Genomic DNA, 17,285 nt, shown 5'->3' with positions numbered 1-17,285 from the left:
ACTTACCCCTATGCATCATCTGCCACTTTACCGTATCCAAATATATCAGGGCTGGTCCTCAACGAGTCATTGTCGAACAAAATGGCGAGACTTATTATACAAATGATCATTATAAGACGTTCACAAAAATCAGGTAATGATGAGATGCCTGTATTTGAATTCGCAAATAAAACAGTGTGTTATAATGGTGGCGGGTGTTTGTAGCCAGTGTGGGTACAAACATCGCTCATACTGATGAATTACTAATATCTTTTTATTACCTACTTTGGTTTCATAGGTAATTTGGTCTCAACTGTAACTCTCTATGATTGTTTGCGTAATCTAGAGTTAATTGGTGAAAATAAAGCAATGATCGTGCATGAGTCATTGCCGAGCACTCCAGATGCTGATCTGTGTGTATATTTAGAGGTATTAAAAGGTTAAGTCCTTGATTGGATCAACGATGAAAGGTATCAACTAGAGATTGTTTTTCATGAAAAAGATAAAGAAACAATCGACATGTTTTTTATCATCTTGCCAGTACTATTGACTGAATGAGCGATGCCGGCTTATGCCGGAATCGCTGCTTTTGATGCGCCCATATATAAACAATCGGCTTTATAACCTGGACCTCGTGTGCATCAGCCTGCAAGAGACGCACCGCCATCCCACATTCCCTACCGCAACGCATACCACTCTTTATGCTTCAACGGATTCATCGCCGCGCCAATAATATCAGAAACCACGTTCACCAGAATAACCAGACCGCCAACCACCATCACGCCTGCGGAAATCGCCGCATAATCCTGCTGACGAATAGCATTAATTAGCCACCGGCCCAGCCCAGGCCAGTTGAACACCATCTCGGTGATCATCGCCAGCGTCAGCATGGTGGAAAACTGCAGGCCCAGACGCGGGATCACCGGCGGCAGCGCATTATGCAGCACGTGGCGGCGGATCACGGTAAAACGCGACAGCCCGCGCGTGGCGGCCGCCTTCACGTAGTTCTTATCCATCACCTCGCTGGTGCTGGCGCGCAGCAGGCGGATCACTTCGGTAGCGGGGGCGACCGCCAGCACAATCACCGGCAGGATCATATGCGTCATTACGCTGACCAGCATCTCATGACGCCACGGCGACGGGCTCAGCCAGGCGTCAACCAGCGCTAGACCGGTAATATTTTGCACCGGATAGAGCAGGTCAAACCGGCCGGACACCGGCAGCCAGCCGAGCGTCAGCGAGAAGAACAGCGTAAACAGCAGCGCCAGCCAGAATACCGGCATCGAGAAGCCGAGCAGCGCCAGCGCGCTAATCACTTTATCCTGCCACTTATTACGCGTCACGCCGGCGCAGATGCCGAGCGGAATCCCGGTCAGCAGCGCCAGTACGAACGCCAGCACGCACAGCTCCAGCGTGGCGGGGAACACTTCGCGCAGCTGCAGGCCAATCTCCTGGCCGTTGGTGCTGGAGACACCGAAATCAAACTGCAGCATGCCGCTGAACCAGAACCACCACGCATCGAACAGCGAAGCGCCTTCCAGCGGCGCGTTGGGCGTGAAGTAGCTCAGGCTAAAGCCCACCAGCGACAGCAGAAACAGGGTAATCACCAGCAATAACAGGCGACGCAACATATAGATGATCACTTACTGCTCCTCGCGCTCATCACGGTAGACTCCGGCAAAAGAGGCGTTGCCGAACGGACTTAACACCAGGCCTTTAATATCGTGGCGGTAGGCCTGTAACCGCAGCGAAGAGGCGAGCGGCAGCACCGGCAGATCGCGTGCCAGCATCTGCTGCGCCAGGTGATAGTTCTCAATACGGCCCGCCAGCTGCTGCGACAGCAGCGCCTTCTGCAGAGCTTCATCGAAGCCAGGCGAGCACCAGTGCGCATAGTTGGTTTGCGAGCGAATCGCCGCGCAGCTCAGCAGCGGGCGGAAAAAACTGTCGGGATCGTTACTGTCGGTCGCCCAGCCGGTGAGAGTGAGGTCGTGGTTCATCGCCATCAGCTGCGCTTCCTGAAAGCGGCCCTCTACCGGCGCGATGCTGACCTTAACGCCAATCTGCGCCAGATCGGCCTGCAGCAGCTCCGCCGTTTTCAGCGGGCTGGGGTTCCAGGCCTGCGAGGCGGAGGGCACCACCAGACGCAAATGGAGATCGGTAATGCCCAGCGACGCCAGCATCTCGCGCGCTTTTTTCGGGTCATACTCGGTGACGCGCGCTTCGCTATCGTAAGCCCATGAGGCGCGCGGCAGCACCGAAGCGGCGGTTTCCGCCGTACCGTAGTAGATCGACTCCATCAGGCGTTCGTTATTGATCGCCAGTGCCAGCGCGTGGCGCACTTCCGGACGGTCCAGCGGCGCTTTACGGGTGTTGAACGCCAGATAGGCGATGTTCATGCCGGGGCGCAGCGTCATGCGCAGGCGGGGATCGTCGCGCAGGATAGATATCTGACTGGCGGCGGGATAGGCGAGCACGTCGCACTCTCCCGTCAGCAGCTTAGACAGGCGGCCCGTCCCGCCTGCGCCCATATCGATCACCGCCTGCTGCAGGCGCGGCACGCCTTTCCAGTAGGCGGGATTGCGCGCCAGCCGAATATACTGTCCGGCGCGATATTCGCTGAGCTGGTAAGGGCCAGTACCTACCGGCTGACGATCGAGCTCTTCCTGGCGGCCGCTGCGGGTCAGCTGGTCGGCATATTCCGCCGACAGCACCGGCGCGTAGTGGGTCGCCAGATGCCAGAGAAAGGAGGCGTCTGGGCTATTGAGCCGTATCTCAACCGTATTACCGTCGAGCTTTTTAACGCTCTGCACCGAGTCAGCGAACTGCAGGCTGTCGAAGTAGGGATAGTTGCCGCCGTTAACGTTGTGCCACGGATGGTGGCGATCGAACATGCGGGCAAAGCTGAATACTACGTCGTCAGCGTTCATTGCGCGCGTTGGCGTAAACCAGGACGTGCGTTGAAAAGAAACCTTGCTACGCAGGTGGAAGCGGTAGGTCGCGCCGTTATCGCGCACCTCCCAGGAGGAGGCCAGATCGGGCACCAGACGATAGGTGTAGGGATCGACATCCAGCAAACGATCGTAAAGCTGCGCGGCGAGGGTATCGACAGCAAGGCCGCTGCTCGCCATCTGCGGATTGAAGGTATTCAGCGTGCCGTTGACGCAGTAGACGAAGCCGCTATGGCGAATATCGCGGCTCTCTGCCGACCAGGCAGACGCGCTGAATACGCTGAGAATAAGCATCAGCGACGGGATTAGTTTTGACATAGAACTCAACGGTGTTCGGGCAATAGGCTGAGTGTATCGCAAAGGCGGCGATGTCCCAAAATATGGTGACGCGGCTGAGGGGATTTTCGCCAGAGCGCAGAAAATAGACACACCCTTGCTGTGGTAATGAGAAAAATTCTCAATTAGGGCTTTACAAGTGAGAACAAGAATGATTATTATTTCATTGCGCTTCAGCGGTGGCTCTACCGGTGAAGAGCACGACATTGCTCACATTGCTTCCAGTATTGTTGCCCGCGCAAGCGGGCTTTTTTTTTGCCTGCTGCGTTCTGCAATCCCATGTGCCCGGTGAGGTACGCTTAGGGGGACAGCGCAAAAGCAGGAAAAAGGCAAACACATATTCGACCACACTTCCCTGGAACAGATGTAAACCCACCTCTCGACAGATTCTCGCGGGATGCTTTCAAGGCCGTCGATGCATGGTGCCTGCGACACTCCCTGATGAATCAGCAATAAGCAGGGAAAATTGCAAAAGGAGGAAAGCGCTTCTTGTTATGCTGAGCGCGTCAGAGAGTTAATCGTAATTAAGCTATTGCTAAAAATAACGGTAAAAAAATTATTTTTTAACACTTGATTTTCATATAAGAAAATACTGTGTTCAGATTCGCATTTATTCGAATATATTCGGTGGATTTAAATTAACTGCAAGCTTAATTCATTCCAGTAAAAAACCTTTTATTGAGAAGCAATGTTTTAATAGTGTATTTTTTTAAGGAGAAGGGGGTGAATTGGATTTTGACTTTTTAAAAAAGGACTAGTATAAAAACTGATGCAGCGCTGCTTACTTCTGGCTTGAATAATTCTTAGGAGATTCGGAAATGAAAATTTTGAATAACGCGAATGTCTACAGGGTTTCTGGTGCGAACGGCGGCGGTAACTATGAATCATTCAACAATCCTCGTAATTATACCGGCCACACCAGTTATGGTGCTCAGGGGAAGGATTTGTTGGTACCCATTCCGCAGGGCTGGATTTAGGCACGATTCTCAATAGTAACAGATGTATCTTTGGAATTGCTTCAGGCATGTTTGGAGGTTCAAGTTTCCTGGGCGAATGCAATTAAAGGTGGCATTGCAGGCGCTGTAGCAGGAGGATGTTTCTCCGGAGGCAATGGAAATGGCGGCGGTGTAGGGAGCAATAGCATTGGCGGACAATGTACCTGGTAGAGAAAAAAGGATCAAAGGAGCATGCATTTTCCCAGGCATAATTTTAGCCGGGGTGTTGCTATCATCGGTTAATGTTTTGCATAATCCCTGGTTGGCATTATTACCCTGCAATATTGCAAGCTCCCTCCTGGTTTTGATTAGTTATTATGGAGGTATAGCTATCTTAAAGGATCTAACTCTTTTTTTTATTAAGATGTCTGGCAAGTAAGCCCATCAATATCTCAGGGCTCGCTTCGGCGAGCCTTGAAATACAAATAAAGCCATAACGACATTTATCTTACTCTTTTTCAATCCCGTGCTTCTTCATCATCGCCCGCAGCTGATGATAAGTCACGCCCAGCAGCTCCGCGGCGCGGCGCTGATTATATTTCGCCTGCTGCAGGCTGGCTTCCACCAGCGCGCGCTCCTGCTGATTTTGCCACAGCCGCAAATCAAGCGGCAAAGCGGGCAGGGAGCCTGAAGAGTCATCCGGCGCGGCGGTCACTGGCTGCGCGCGCGGCGCAAAGGGATTGATAATAATGCGATCCAGCGGCTCATCGCTGCTGTGATGGCGGTACACCGAGCGCTCCACCACGTTTTTTAGCTCGCGCACGTTGCCCGGCCACTGATAGGCCAGCAGCGTCTCCTGCGCTTCGGGCGTAAAGCCGGGAAACAGCGGCAGCCCCAGCTCGCGGCACATCTGAATAGCGAAATGCTCCGCCATCACCAGAATGTCGCTGCGCCGCTCGCGCAAGGGCGGCAGCTGCACCACGTCAAAGGCGAGGCGGTCGAGCAGGTCGGCGCGGAATTTTCCCGCCGCCGCCAGCGCGGGCAGATCTTCGTTGGTGGCGCACACCAGCCGCACGTTAACCTGCAGCGCGTGATTGCCGCCGACGCGCTCCAGCTGGCCATACTCGATAACGCGCAGCAGCTTTTCCTGCACCAGCATCGGCGCCGTCGCCAGCTCGTCGAGAAACAGCGTGCCGCCATCCGCCCGCTCGAAGCGGCCCAGATGGCGCTTCTGCGCGCCGGTAAAGGCGCCCGCCTCATGGCCGAACAGCTCGGAGTCGAGCAGGTTTTCGTTCAGCGCGGCGCAGTTAAGCGAAATAAAGGGGCCCTGCCAGCGGTCGGAAAGGTAGTGCAGGCGGCTGGCGATCAGCTCTTTGCCGGTGCCGCGCTCGCCGACCACCAGCACCGGCTTCTCCAGCGGCGCCAGCATGGAAACCTGCTCAAGGACTTCGAGAAAGTTATTGGATTCGCCTAACAGGTTATCGTTGCTGTCTGCCATGATGAAATTCACCACCTCTTAATCAATTTAACTACCTTACGCGAGCGGCGCTAGGCTGTAAAATATAAATAGCTATAAAAATCAGTAAAATAAAAACTGGCACGCCTTTTGAATATAACAATCAGCGCATGGCGCACCAACATAATCAAAGAGGAACATCATTATGGGTATTTTTTCTCGTTTCGCCGACATCGTTAACGCCAACATCAATTCGCTGCTGGAGCGTGCGGAAGATCCGCAGAAACTGGTACGCCTGATGATTCAGGAAATGGAAGACACGCTGATTGAAGTGCGCTCCACCTCGGCGCGCGCGCTGGCGGAGAAAAAACAGCTGAACCGCCGCATCGAACAGGCGGAAATCCAGCAGGCCGAATGGCAGGAAAAAGCGGAGCTGGCGCTGCGCAAAGAAAAAGATGACCTGGCGCGTGCGGCGCTGATCGAAAAACAGAAGCTGACTGATCTGATCGCCTCGCTGCAGCAGGAAGTGGTTCACGTCGAAGAGACGCTGGAGCGCATGAAGGGTGAAATCGGCGAGCTGGAGAAAAAGCTGAGCGAAACCCGCGCTCGTCAGCAGGCGCTGACCCTGCGTCATCAGGCTGCTTCTACCTCGCGCGACGCGCGTCGTCAGCTCGATAGCGGCAAGCTGGATGAAGCCATGGCGCGCTTTGAATCTTTTGAGCGCCGCATCGACCATATGGAAGCAGAAGCGGAAAGCCAGCGTTTCGGCAAGTCGAAGTCGCTGGACGCACAGTTCGCCGATCTGCAGGCCGATGACGAAATCAGCCAGCAGCTGGAAGCGCTGAAAGCCAAACTGAACCGTAGCGAATAACACTATTTGATCTGCGAGAGTGATTAAGGAGAGTCAATGAGCGCACTTTTTCTCGCTATACCGCTGACCATATTCGTGCTGTTTGTCGCGCCGATCTGGTTATGGCTGCACTACAGCAATCGCCGCAGCGGCAACGAACTGTCGGCAGGCGATCTTCAGCGCCTGCAGCAGCTGACGCAGGATGCGGAACGTATGCGCGACCGCATCCATGCGCTGGAGTCTATTCTGGACGCCGAACATCCTAACTGGAGGCAGCCATGATTAAACGCAAGCTGTGGCGCAAGCCGGACGAAGGGAAGCTGATGGGCGTCTGCGCTGGCGTGGCGGAGTACCTGGATATTCCAGTGCGGCTGCTGCGCGTTATCGTGGTGCTGTCGCTGTTCTTCGGCCTGTTCGCGATTACCATCTGCGCCTACTTCATTCTGGGGTTCGTGCTTGACGTGAAACCGGCCGATGCCGAAGAGGGCGCGGCGAAGCCCAACGCCGGCGAACTGCTCGATCGGCTGGAAAGCGCGCTGCGGCGCGATGAGTACAGCGTGCGCGAGATCGAACGCTACGTCACTTCTGAAACCTTCAGCGTGCGCAGCCGCTTTCGCCAGCTCTGACTTTCCCTGAACGGGGCCGCTTCGGCCCCGTTATACCCGTCAACCGGAGGTATACTTTGTTATATTCACGCACGTCCTCTTTTCGCCGCCGCGCGACCCCCGCGTTGAAGTCGGTCGGGAAATTCATCATTATCAATGCCGTGAGCTATGGACCGGCCGGCCTGACCGGCTGGGCGGTAAAATCGGTTGCGCGTCGCCCGCTGCGCATGCTGCTTTCCCTGGCGCTGGAGCCGTTGCTGCAGCGCGTAATGAAGCGGGCGGCGGCGCGCTTCATCAGGGAAAAAGATGATAAACAAGTCTGAACTACTGTCACTACTCAACCGCGGCGCGGATCGTCATCTGCGCCTGGCGGTAACCGGCCTGAGCCGCAGCGGTAAAACCGCCTTTATCACCTCATTAGTCAACCAGCTGCTTAACGTGCACAGCGGCGCGCGGCTGCCGCTCTTTTCCGTGGTGCGCGACGAACGCCTGCTGGGCGTCAAGCGCATTCCGCAGCGCGATATGGGCACGGCGCGCTTCACCTATGACGAAGGGCTGGCGCAGCTCTACGGCACGCCGCCCGCCTGGCCGACGCCAACGCGCGGCGTCAGCGAAATGCGGCTGGCGCTGCGCTACCGCTCGCAGGATTCGCTGCTGCGTCACTTCAAAGAGAGCGCGACGCTCTATCTGGAGATCGTTGACTATCCCGGCGAATGGCTGCTCGATCTGCCGATGCTGGCGCAGGACTATTTCGACTGGTCGCGGCAGATGGTCGGGCTGCTGCAGGGCGATCGCGCCCAGTGGGCGCAGCCCTGGCGTGAGCTTTGCGCGTCGCTCGATCCCTTTGCGCCCGCCGACGAAAACCGGCTGGCCGCCATCGCCGCCGCCTGGACCGACTATCTGCACCGCTGCAAGGCCGAAGGGCTGCACTTTATTCAGCCGGGGCGCTTTGTGCTGCCGGGCGAGATGGCGGGCGCGCCCGCGCTGCAGTTCTTTCCCTGGCCGCTGGCGGACGAGGCGGAACGCGGCAAGCTGGCGCAGGCTGACAAAGGCAGCAACTTCGCCATGCTGCAGCAGCGCTTTCGCTACTACTGTCAGCATGTGGTGAAGGACTTTTACCGCAACCACTTCCTGCGTTTCGACCGCCAGATCGTGCTGGTGGACTGCCTGCAGCCGCTGAACAGCGGCCCGCAGGCGTTTAACGATATGCGGCTGGCGCTGACTCAGCTGATGCAAAGTTTTCACTACGGGCAGCGCACCCTGTTCCGCCGGCTGTTTTCGCCGGTGATCGACAAGCTGCTGTTTGCCGCCACCAAAGCGGACCATATCACCGCCGATCAGCACGGCAATATGGTGTCGCTGCTGCAGCAGCTGGTGCAGGACGCGTGGCAAAACGCCGCCTTCGAGGGCATCAGCATGGACTGCGTCGGCCTCGCGTCGGTGCAGGCCACCCAGAGCGGGCTGGTGGATCACCGCGGTGAAAAGATCCCGGCGCTGCGCGGCGAGCGGCTGGCGGACGGCGAGGCCCTGACCTTCTATCCAGGTGAAGTGCCGCCGCGCCTGCCTGGCCACGCCTTCTGGCAGCAGCAGGGATTTCAGTTTGAGCAGTTCCGGCCGCAGCCGCTCGATATCGATCGACCGCTGCCCCATATCCGCATGGACGCCGCGCTGGAATTTTTATTAGGAGACAAGCTGCGATGAACGACGAACAACTCAAGCCGCGTATCGATTTCGCCCGTCCGCTGGACGCCCCGCGCGAGCCTGCGCTGCGTCCGGCGCAGGCTTTCGACGGCGAGGCGCGGCAGGCGTTTCTCGCCGTCGACGAGCAGGCCGACGAGGTGATGGAAGAGGGCGCGGGAGAGCGGGCGGTGGAGCAGGCGCTGCGGCCGAAGCGCAGCCTGTGGCGTCGGCTGGTCGGCGCGGGCGCGGCGCTGTTCGCCGCCAGCGTTGCGGCGCAGAGCGTGCAGTGGATGCACGACGCCTGGCTGACGCGTGACTGGTTTGCGCTCGGCAGCGGCACGGCGGGCGCCTTAATTGTGATTGCCGGCGTCGGCGCGCTGACCAGCGAGTGGCGCCGCCTCTATAAGCTGCGCGCAAGAGCTGAGACGCGCGACGTCGGACGCGAACTGCTGCACAGCCACAGCGTCGGCAAAGGGCGCGCCTTCTGCGAAAAACTGGCGCAGCAGGCGGGGCTCGATCAGGCGCATCCGGCGCTGCAGCGCTGGCACGCTTCGCTGCATGAAACCCAGAACGACCGTGAAACCGTCACGCTCTACGCGCAGCTGGTGCAGCCGGTGCAGGATCGCCAGGCGCGGCGCGAAATCGGTCGCCACGCCGCGGAGTCGACGCTGATGATCGCCGTCAGCCCGCTGGCGCTGGTGGATATGGCATTTATCGCCTGGCGCAATCTGCGGCTGGTTAACCGCATCGCCGCCATCTACGGCATTGAGCTGGGCTATTTCAGCCGGCTGCGGCTGTTTCGGCTGGTGCTGCTGAATATGGCGTTCGCCGGCGCGTCGGAGCTGGTGCGCGAAGTCGGCATGGACTGGATGTCGCAGGATATCGCCGCCCGGCTCTCCGCGCGCGCCGCGCAGGGCATCGGCGCCGGTCTGCTCACCGCGCGGCTCGGCATCAAGGCGATGGAGCTGTGCCGCCCGCTGCCCTGGCTGGAGGAGGATAAGCCGCGGCTGGGCGATTTTCGCCGCGATCTTATCAGCCAGCTTAAAGAGACGCTGCCGAAAAGCGGCGCGAAGCGCGAAGGCTAAGCGCTTTCCCTGTTGGTGCGCCGCCATGCGCACCGCAGGCTGAACACCACTGTCAACTTTTGCTTCCACGCCTCTTCAGACCTGCCGCAAGTTAGCGTATTATCTCCAGATTCTTCACCTGACTAAGGCCATCGCAATGCGTCTTGAAGTCTTCTGCCAGGACCGCATCGGTCTGGCGCGCGAGCTGCTCGATCTGTTAGTCGCCCGTAACATCGATTTACGCGGCATTGAAATCGCGGCGCTCGGCCGTATTTATCTTAACTTCTCTGCGCTTGAATTCGACCAGTTCAGCAGCCTGATGGCGGAGATTCGCCGTACGCCCGGCGTAACCGACGTGCGCACCGTCGCCTATATGCCCTCGGAGCGGGAGCACCGCGCCCTGAGCGCGCTGCTGGTCGCCATGCCGGAGCCGGTTTTTTCTATCGATCTGAAAAGCAAGGTCGAGCTGGCCAATCCGGCGGCGCAAAACCTGTTCGATCTCGATGAACAAAAAATTCGCAACCACAGCGCAGGCAACCTGATTAGCGGCTTCAACTTCCAGCGCTGGCTGGAGAGCGACCGCGTTGAGGCGCAGGCGCAGCATGTGGTGATCGACGGCCGCGACTTCCTGATGGAGGCGCGTCCCATCTACCTGACCGCCGACGAAGGCGCAGGCGACCAGCCGGTCGGCGCGATGGTGATGCTGAAATCCACCGCCCGCATGGGGCGTCAGCTGCAAAACCTGGTGGTGACCGACGAATCGGAGTTCGACCATATCATCGCCGTAACGCCGAAGATGCGTCAGGTGATCGATCAGGCGCGCAAGCTGGCGATGCACGATGCGCCGCTGCTGATCGTCGGCGATACCGGCACCGGCAAAGATATGCTGGCGCGCGCCTGCCACCTGCGCAGCGCGCGCGGCAAGAAGCCGTTCCTGGCGCTTAACTGCGCCTCGCTGCCGGACGACGTCGCGGAGAGCGAGCTTTTCGGCCATGCCGCCGGCGCCTATCCCAACGCGTTAGAGGGGAAAAAGGGCTTCTTCGAGCAGGCCAACGGCGGCTCGGTGCTGCTCGACGAAATCGGCGAAATGTCGCCGCGCATGCAGACCAAGCTGCTGCGCTTTCTCAACGACGGCACTTTCCGCCGCGTCGGGGAGGAGCATGAGGTGCATGTCGACGTGCGCGTCATCTGCGCCACGCAGAAAAACCTGATCGAGCTGGTGCAGCGCGGCGAGTTCCGCGAAGATCTTTTTTATCGTCTCAATGTGCTGACGCTGCATCTGCCGCCGCTGCGCGAGCGCCCGCTCGATATCCTGCCGCTTACCGAAATGTTTGTGGCGCGCTTTGCCGATGAGCAGGGCATTCCGCGTCCACGCCTCTCGTCGCAGCTTAACGGCCTGCTGACGCGCTACAACTGGCCGGGCAACGTGCGCCAGCTGAAGAATGCGCTTTATCGCGCGCTGACGCAGCTGGAGGGGCATGAGCTGCGGCCGCAGGATATCGTGCTGCCTGAGCAGGCGCTGGACGCCTCGCTGGGCGAAGAGGCGATGGAAGGCACGCTCGACGAGATCACCAGCCGCTTCGAGCGTTCCGTGCTTACCCGTCTTTATCTCTCCTATCCCAGCACCCGCAAGCTGGCGAAACGCCTGGGCGTCTCGCATACGGCTATCGCCAACAAGCTGCGTGAGTATGGGTTGGGGCAGAGACGCGGCGAGCAGGAAGAGAAAAGCGGCGGCTAACCGCCGCCGGAGTTAACGCTACTTCAGTACGGCCAGCGCCGCGTCGTAATCGGGTTCCGTGGTGATCTCGTCGACCAGCTGGCTGTACAGCACCTTGTCATGCTCATCCAGCACCACCACCGCGCGCGCCGTCAGGCCCGCCAGCGCGCCAGCAGAAATCGCCACCCCGTAATCCTGTTTAAATTCCGCGCCGCGCAGCGTCGAGAGCGTCACGACGTTATTCAGGTTGTCGGCGCCGCAAAAGCGCGACTGCGCAAACGGCAGATCGGCGGAGATGCAGAGCACCACCGTGTTGGTCAGCTCGCTGGCCAGCTGGTTAAAGCGGCGCACCGAGGCCGCGCAGACGCCGGTATCGACGCTGGGAAAAATATTCAGAACCTTGCGTTTTCCTGCATACTCAGAGAGCGACACGTCGGAGAGATTTTTCGCCACCAGCGAAAAGGCTTTAGCCTGCTCGCCCGTCTGGGGAAAGTGACCAGCAACCTCAACCGGGTTGCCCTGAAAATGAACAGTGTGAGACATAGCGATTCCTTAAATGTCAGATAACTGGCTACAGGTAAGTATGGTTTGAAAAAAGGTTTATGACATATCTATAAAAGACTTACGAGCGGAAAACGCAGATTATCCGAGACGACGCGCAGTTATCGAATGACATGGAGAGAGTATGAGAACGGTAAAAAGCTATCCCGAATCCTGGCCGCTGCATACCCCTTTCGTCATCGCCCGCGGCAGCCGCACCGAAGCAAAAGTGGTGGTGGTGGAGATTGAAGAGAATGGCGTCAAAGGCACCGGCGAGGCGACGCCCTATGCGCGCTACGGCGAAACTGAAGCCTCCGTGCTGGCGCAAATCGCCGGGATCCTGCCGTCGCTGCAGCAGGGCATGACGCGCGACGCGCTTCAGCTGGCGATGCCGGCGGGCGCGGCGCGCAACGCTATCGACAGCGCGCTGTGGGATCTGCAGAGCCGCCAGCAGCGCCAGGATCTCTGGGCGCTGAACGGCGTCGCGGCGCCTGCCGAAGTGGTGACGGCGCAGACCGTCAGCATCGACACCCCCGAAGCGATGGCGAGCAGCGCCCGGGCGCTCTGGCAGCACGGCGCGACGCTGCTGAAAATCAAGCTGGACGACACCTTTATCACCGAGCGGCTGGTGGCGATCCGCACGGCGGTGCCGCAGGCGACGCTGATTGTCGACGCCAACGAGTCCTGGCAGGCCGAAGGGCTGGCGGCGCGCTGCCAGCTGCTGGCGGATTTGGATGTGGCGATGCTGGAGCAGCCGCTGCCCGCCGGACAGGATGCGGCGCTGGCGAACTTTATCCATCCGCTGCCGATCTGCGCTGACGAAAGCTGCCATACCCGCGACAGCCTGCCTGCGCTGCAGGGACGCTATGAGATGGTCAATATCAAGCTGGATAAAGCGGGCGGGCTGACTGAAGCGCTGGCGCTGGCCGCAGAGGCGAAGGCGCTCGGACTGGAGGTGATGCTCGGCTGCATGATCTGCACCTCGCGCGCGATCCATGCCGCGCTGCCGCTGGCGCCGGCGGCGCGCTTCGCCGATCTCGACGGGCCGACCTGGCTGGCGGTGGATGTCGAGCCCGCCATTCAGGTCAGCGCCGGCAAAGTGGTTATCGCTGCCAGCGCAGCAGGTTAATCATCGGCTCCAGATAGCGCTCTGTCGCTTCATCCACTGAAATCGCTGGCATCTCGGCGGTGATGCAGGGCAGACCGAGGTCGTTGCACCAGCTGCCGAACGAGCCGGGCGTGTCGTAACCGACGCTGCCCACCAGCGGCAGCGCGGTCTGCTGCGCCAGCCAGTGGCCAAGCTCGCTGCTGCGCGGATCGTCGATGCAGGCCAGCGGCTCGTGCCAGGAGACCACCCAGCGCGGCTTCAGCCCGTGGATCAGCTCGCACAGCGCCTGGGTCTCCGGCTCGGAGCCGGGCCGATCGCCTGTTGAGAGCAGCACGTCGCGCGCCTCGGCGGCGCTGTTCCAGCGATAGACCGTCTCGCCGCTCTGCCAGTTGGCCGCTGGAAAGTTGCGGTTGAGATCGACGCCGTGCGCGTTGGCGCGCAGGCCCAGCTGACAGCCGTCTGGATTGACCGCCAGCACCACGTGATGACGACGCAGCCGGTCCGGCAGCGTGCGCATCGCCGCGGAAAGGGTGGCGACGGCGGCATTCTCATCGCCATGGGTGCCCGCCAGGATCAGCCCGCTGTCGCTATCGGCGGCCGGCGCGGGAAACCAGAGCAGCGGCGCGCCCAGCACGCTGTCGCCGTAGCGCTGATACGGAATCTCAAGTTTGCCGCGTCGTGGTCGCGGGTGTAACACCGTCATCGGCTTTCTCCTTTATTGCCTCTTCAGACAAAGTAGCGGAAAAGCCGCGCGCGGAAAATCGCTATTTATTCTTCAGGCATTTGCGCTACAGTGCCTGGGTCATGCTGCGCCCTGCAGTGCGTTGCGCAGCGCTTCATTAGGGTAAGGGAGTGAAGATGAAAAGCACATTTCGCAAGACGCTGACGGCGCTGATCCTCGCCGCCAACGCGACGCCTGCGCTGGCGGCGCAGCTGCCGGCTGGCGCGCAGCTGGCCGATAAGCAGGAGATCGTCCGGCATATCAAAGACGAGCCCGCTTCGCTCGACCCGATGAAAGCGGTCGGCCTGCCGGAAATTCAGGTGATCCGCGATCTTTTCGAAGGACTCACCAGTCAGGATGCGCAGGGCAATATCGTGCCGGGCGTGGCCGAAAGCTGGAGCAGCAGCGACAATAAAACCTGGATCTTTACGCTGCGCGGCAATGCGAAATGGTCCAGCGGCGAGCCGGTGACGGCGCAGGATTTCGTCTACAGCTGGCAGCGTCTGGTCGAACCGAAAAACAGCTCGCCTTTTGCCTGGTTCGCCGGGCTGGCGGGCATCAGCAACGCGGGCGCGATAACCAAAGGCGAGATGCCGGCGGATCGGCTCGGCGTCAGCGCCGTCGACGCGCAGCACCTTAAAGTAACGCTGGATCGTCCGGTGCCCTGGTTCCCGGCGCTGGCGGCCAATGTGGCGCTCTTCCCGGTGCCGCAGCGCGTTATCGCCAGCGCAGGCGACGGCTGGACCGCGCCGGGCAAGCTGGTGGGCAACGGCGCCTATCAGCTGGAATCGCGCGTGGTGAATGAGAAGATCGTGCTGACGCGCAATCCAGCCTACTGGGACGACGCGCATTCGGTGCTGACCAAAGTGACCTTTATTCCCATCAACGAAGAGTCCAGCGCCACCAAGCGCTACCGCGCGGGCGATATCGATATCACCGAATCGTTCCCGAAAAACCTGTATGCGCAGCTGAAAAAAACGCTGCCGGGCGAGGTCTATACGCCTGATCAGCTCGGCACCTACTACTACGCCTTCAACACCCAAAAAGGCGCGACGGCGGATGCGCGCGTGCGTAAGGCGCTGTCGTGGAGCATCGACCGCCGCATTATCGCGGAAAAAGTGCTGGGCACCGGCGAGAAGCCCGCCTGGCGCTTTACTCCCGACGTGACCGCAGGCTTTAAGCCGGCGCAGTCGTATATTGAACAGCACAGCCAGCAGGAGCTTAACGCTCAGGCGAAGGCGCTGCTGGCCGCCGCCGGCTACGGGCCAGGCCGACCGCTGCACCTGACGCTGCTCTACAACACCTCGGAAAGCCATCAGAAAATCGCTATCGCCGTCGCGTCGATGTGGAAGAAGAACCTCGGCGTTCAGGTCACGCTGCAGAATCAGGAGTGGAAGACCTATATCGACAGCCGCAACAGCGGCAATTTCGACGTGATCCGCGCCTCCTGGGTCGGCGACTACAATGAGCCGTCTACCTTTCTCAGCCTGCTGACCAGCGGCAACAGCAGCAATATCGCGCGCTTCAGCAACGCCGACTACGACGCGGTGCTCGCCAGAGCGAGCGGCGAAACCCAGGCCGAGGCGCGCAACAGCGACTACAACAAGGCGGAGCAGATTCTGGCGGACCAGGCGCCGATCGCGCCGATCTATCAGTACACCAACGGCCGCCTGATCAAGCCGTGGGTGAAAGGCTATCCCATCAACAACCCTGAAGATGTCGCCTACAGCCGCGAGCTGTGGATCGAAAAACACTAGGCCCTGCGCGGCCTGCCTGGCAGGCCGCCTGCAGACACCTTTGCTCACAGCCTGAGGATTGCAACTCAACCGCGCCGCGCTAGACTGTATCGTATTGATTTTTGTAGTGAGGCAAGTGAGTGAACGTCATTGAAGGCAAAGCGTTGCAGGTATCCGACGCTATAATCGCCTGCCAGCTTGATGGCAAGGGCGGCTTGATCCCCATCGAAGATAAGGACGTCATCCACTGCGAGCGTCCCTGCTGGCTGCATCTTAACTATACCCATCGTGAGAGCGCCGACTGGCTGCAGTCTACGCCGCTGATCCCCGACACGGTGCGCGACGCGCTGGCGGGCGACAGCATGCGGCCGCGCGTCAGCCGCCTTGGCGACGGCTTTATGATCGTGCTGCGCAGCGTCAACCATAACGCCGACTCCCGGCCGGAACAGCTGGTAGCGATGCGGGTCTTTATCAACGACAAGCTGATCGTGTCGACGCGCCGCCGCAAGGTCTACGCGGTGGACGCGGTGCTGACCGATCTGCAGAACGGCAACGGTCCGGAAGATGGCGGCAGCTGGCTGGTGGATATCTGCGACGCGCTGACCGATCACGCCAGCGAATTTATTGAAGAGCTGCATGACAAAATTATCGTGCTGGAAGATGCGCTGCTGGACCAGCGCGTGCCGGCGCGCGGCGAGCTGTCGCTGCTGCGCAAGCAGCTGATCGTGATGCGGCGCTATATGACGCCGCAGCGCGACGTCTATTCGCGCCTTGCCAGCGAGAAGCTGCCGTGGATGGATGACAGCGACCGCCGCCGTATGCAGGAGGTCTCCGACAGGCTAGGGCGCGGGCTGGACGATCTCGACGCTGGCGTGGCGCGCACCGCCGTGCTGGCCGATGAGGTCGCCTCGCAGATGGCGGAGGCGATGAACCGCCGCACCTACACCATGTCGCTGCTGGCGATGATCTTTCTGCCGACTACGTTTTTGACCGGGCTGTTCGGCGTTAACCTCGGCGGCATTCCGGGCGCCAACTGGCATCTTGGCTTCAGCATGTTCTGTCTGCTGCTGCTGATTATGATTGTCGGCGTCGCCTGGTGGCTGAAGCGGCGCCGCTGGCTGTGACAATATTGTAATCAACGGGTTACTAAGGTTAACGTCAGGACAATAATGCGCGGCAAGAGGCAAAAAGGGAAAAAAAGCTGATCGAGGTCAATAACCCTTTAGGGCAACAGCGGCAAACTTTGTTCCGCAGGTGAATGCAACGTCAAGCGATGGGCGTTGTGCTCCATATTGTCTTACTTCCTTTTTTTTAGAATTACTGCATAGCACATATTAATTCGATACGCCGGCCTTATCCGCCGGCTTTTTTTTTGCCCCTGCGGCTGAGTTATACCTATGCTTGAAGGACAACGACCACAGAGGAGCAGGGTATGACATCCATTTTCGCCAGCGATCCGATTCCTACCGATCCCGTCCCGATCCCCGATCCAATACCGCAGCCGCCGCCGAGTCCGCAACCGGATCCGCAGCCAGAACCGGGTTATCCGCCGATTCTCGATCCGCTGCCGCACAGGTAAAAAAAGGGCGCGCTGACTCAACAGCGCGCCC

Annotated in this window: 17 protein-coding genes; 12 read left to right on the top strand and 5 right to left on the bottom strand. The window is 59.5% G+C overall.

The features are described from left to right. Nucleotides 1-656: 656 nt before the first annotated feature. Together sapB and sapA are read right to left on the bottom strand one after the other, a co-directional pair. Nucleotides 657-1,622, bottom strand: a complete 966-nt coding sequence (gene sapB, locus AC6I7Z_RS10530) for a putrescine export ABC transporter permease SapB (RefSeq protein WP_033746932.1) — start codon at nt 1,620-1,622, stop codon at nt 657-659. Then, nucleotides 1,623-3,245: an ABC transporter substrate-binding protein SapA gene (sapA, locus tag AC6I7Z_RS10525; protein WP_497814171.1), complete on the bottom strand. Its 1,623-nt coding sequence runs from the start codon at nt 3,243-3,245 to the stop codon at nt 1,623-1,625. Nucleotides 3,246-4,081: 836 nt separating this feature from the next. Here sapA and AC6I7Z_RS10520 point away from each other — a divergent pair. After that, nucleotides 4,082-4,240, top strand: coding sequence for a hypothetical protein (locus AC6I7Z_RS10520; RefSeq protein WP_497814170.1), 159 nt, complete (start codon nt 4,082-4,084; stop codon nt 4,238-4,240). 466 nt (nt 4,241-4,706) lie between these two features. Here the strand turns inward: AC6I7Z_RS10520 and pspF are convergent, their stop codons facing one another. Further along, on the bottom strand, nt 4,707-5,696 hold the full coding sequence (gene pspF / locus AC6I7Z_RS10515) for a phage shock protein operon transcriptional activator (protein ID WP_497814169.1): 990 nt from the start codon (nt 5,694-5,696) through the stop codon (nt 4,707-4,709). A gap of 163 nt (nt 5,697-5,859) precedes the next feature. Here pspF and pspA point away from each other — a divergent pair, with 163 nt between their 5' ends. The 7 genes from pspA (at nt 5,860) to tyrR (ending at nt 11,591) form a co-directional block, all read left to right on the top strand. Continuing rightward, entirely contained in the window at nt 5,860-6,525 is a 666-nt protein-coding gene (pspA, locus tag AC6I7Z_RS10510) for a phage shock protein PspA (RefSeq protein ID WP_048786254.1), read from the top strand. A gap of 36 nt (nt 6,526-6,561) precedes the next feature. Beyond that, a complete protein-coding gene (gene pspB / locus AC6I7Z_RS10505; RefSeq protein WP_033746941.1) occupies nt 6,562-6,786 on the top strand; it encodes an envelope stress response membrane protein PspB in 225 nt (74 codons plus the stop codon). Then, entirely contained in the window at nt 6,783-7,130 is a 348-nt protein-coding gene (gene pspC, locus AC6I7Z_RS10500; RefSeq protein WP_033746944.1) for an envelope stress response membrane protein PspC, read from the top strand. Before pspB ends, pspC begins: the two co-directional genes overlap by 4 nt. A gap of 56 nt (nt 7,131-7,186) precedes the next feature. Then, entirely contained in the window at nt 7,187-7,432 is a 246-nt protein-coding gene (gene pspD / locus AC6I7Z_RS10495) for a phage shock protein PspD (RefSeq protein WP_048786259.1), read from the top strand. Next, complete coding sequence (locus AC6I7Z_RS10490; RefSeq protein ID WP_497814168.1) at nt 7,416-8,810, top strand: YcjX family GTP-binding protein; 1,395 nt, start codon at nt 7,416-7,418, stop codon at nt 8,808-8,810. Before pspD ends, AC6I7Z_RS10490 begins: the two co-directional genes overlap by 17 nt. Then, nucleotides 8,807-9,874: a TIGR01620 family protein gene (locus AC6I7Z_RS10485; RefSeq protein WP_497814167.1), complete on the top strand. Its 1,068-nt coding sequence runs from the start codon at nt 8,807-8,809 to the stop codon at nt 9,872-9,874. Before AC6I7Z_RS10490 ends, AC6I7Z_RS10485 begins: the two co-directional genes overlap by 4 nt. A 136-nt stretch (nt 9,875-10,010) precedes the next feature. Then, a complete protein-coding gene (gene tyrR, locus AC6I7Z_RS10480) occupies nt 10,011-11,591 on the top strand; it encodes a transcriptional regulator TyrR (protein ID WP_497814166.1) in 1,581 nt (526 codons plus the stop codon). 18 nt (nt 11,592-11,609) lie between these two features. Here tyrR and tpx read toward each other — a convergent pair whose 3' ends face one another. After that, complete coding sequence (tpx, locus tag AC6I7Z_RS10475; RefSeq protein WP_497814165.1) at nt 11,610-12,113, bottom strand: thiol peroxidase; 504 nt, start codon at nt 12,111-12,113, stop codon at nt 11,610-11,612. Between the two features lie 142 nt (nt 12,114-12,255). Here tpx and ycjG point away from each other — a divergent pair, with 142 nt between their 5' ends. Further along, nucleotides 12,256-13,239, top strand: coding sequence for an L-Ala-D/L-Glu epimerase (gene ycjG, locus AC6I7Z_RS10470; protein ID WP_497814164.1), 984 nt, complete (start codon nt 12,256-12,258; stop codon nt 13,237-13,239). Here the strand turns inward: ycjG and mpaA are convergent. Then, nucleotides 13,214-13,921 (bottom strand): murein tripeptide amidase MpaA, encoded by a 708-nt coding sequence (gene mpaA, locus AC6I7Z_RS10465; RefSeq protein ID WP_286873175.1) that lies wholly within the window; start codon nt 13,919-13,921, stop codon nt 13,214-13,216. The two genes, ycjG and mpaA, sit on opposite strands and share 26 nt — an antisense overlap. 155 nt (nt 13,922-14,076) lie before the next feature. Here mpaA and AC6I7Z_RS10460 point away from each other — a divergent pair, with 155 nt between their 5' ends. From AC6I7Z_RS10460 to AC6I7Z_RS10450, 3 genes are all read left to right on the top strand, one after another. After that, nucleotides 14,077-15,696 carry a peptide ABC transporter substrate-binding protein gene (locus tag AC6I7Z_RS10460; protein WP_497814163.1) on the top strand — a complete coding sequence of 540 codons (1,620 nt, stop codon included), beginning with the start codon at nt 14,077-14,079 and terminating at the stop codon, nt 15,694-15,696. A 119-nt stretch (nt 15,697-15,815) separates the two neighbouring features. Next, nucleotides 15,816-16,799 carry a zinc transporter ZntB gene (gene zntB / locus AC6I7Z_RS10455; RefSeq protein WP_312058841.1) on the top strand — a complete coding sequence of 328 codons (984 nt, stop codon included), beginning with the start codon at nt 15,816-15,818 and terminating at the stop codon, nt 16,797-16,799. Nucleotides 16,800-17,107: 308 nt separating this feature from the next. Continuing rightward, a complete protein-coding gene (locus tag AC6I7Z_RS10450; protein ID WP_193390104.1) occupies nt 17,108-17,254 on the top strand; it encodes a hypothetical protein in 147 nt (48 codons plus the stop codon). Nucleotides 17,255-17,285 lie beyond the last annotated feature (31 nt).

Source organism: Pantoea sp. X-Soil-MYKO-1289 (assembly GCF_059730625.1).
The sequence above is the reverse complement of the archived record's forward strand: the minus strand, read 5'-3'. Positions and strand labels throughout refer to the sequence as shown.